At 33.0% G+C, this 1,036-nt stretch carries 1 protein-coding gene; it reads left to right on the forward strand.

Going from position 1 to position 1,036, the window contains the following annotated elements; genetic code table 11:
* The first annotated feature begins 134 nt into the window (after positions 1 to 134).
* Positions 135 to 851 carry a hypothetical protein gene (locus IEY40_RS20085; RefSeq protein ID WP_188959354.1) on the forward strand — a complete coding sequence of 239 codons (717 nt, stop codon included), beginning with the start codon at positions 135 to 137 and terminating at the stop codon, positions 849 to 851.
* Positions 852 to 1,036 lie beyond the last annotated feature (185 nt).

Consider the following 1,036-nt stretch of genomic DNA (forward strand, 5'->3'; position numbering starts at 1 on the left):
AAGTGCAATTGTTGTCGTGTAGCGGCAACGTAATATAACAAGAACATTAAACGGAAAATTTACAGTTGGCTTTTTTCGTTCCTCAAAAATTTTAGCCAACTATAATTTTCCGCTTATGTAAGCGTTAGCATTATATGGAAGGTTTAGCTTTGATTTGTACAAAATATACTTCGTTATTAAGCATTTTATTTGTTTTGACCTTTAATGCCAAAGCGACTCATTTGGAATTAACGGAAGGTAGTGATAGAGATATATGTAAAAAAATATACTCTAAGAGAATTTCTATTGATGTTAATGACACAAAGAATTATGGAAGACGTGCAGATGTACAGAAATTAAAAAAAGCTCTTGAACTAATTTCTGAGACAGATAACAAACTTAAATGGAAAGAAGGTTTTATTCAAGTTAAAGGTACTTCAAAAAATTATAAAGAAGAGAGAGTGCCATATTTGGAGTTCGATATTGATAATGACGGAAATGATGAGTTGGTCCTTTCTTTTTTCTCATGGTCAAATCAAATTCCAGGAGAGTATTATCGAGTTCTAGATGAAAAAATAGCTCTCGATGGGTCTCAAAAGTATATATGGAAAGACATTTACTCTTGGCCCGGTTTGTATTCAACAGGTAACTGGGCTTATACAAAGCAAGGTCTTTATCAATTAGAAATTTATCCAATTAAAGTATCGGGGACATATTATCTTGGTTTAATCGATATTTATTTCGGTTCAAGTGACTCGATGGATAGAAGTGCTGTCATTGCAAAATATTCTAATGAAATGATAGGTAGTGACTCTGAATGGGATGTCACATCTAATATTGAAGTAGTATGTCAGCTAATGTACGTAAAGTAATGCTAACACATATGAGCCTTCCGCCAGTCAATAGGCGCGCCTATTGACTGCTTTTGCAGTCAAATTAAAATCAATCAACAAATTCATCTACTTCGTCTGTCATTTAGCTGTCAAATCATCGTGCTCTTAGCAATAAAAGAATGCAAATACATATAGAGTGTTTCTTAGTGCGATTTCTTAAAAAT

It is taken from the genome of Shewanella ulleungensis, assembly GCF_014648315.1.
GTDB lineage: Bacteria > Pseudomonadota > Gammaproteobacteria > Enterobacterales > Shewanellaceae > Shewanella > Shewanella ulleungensis.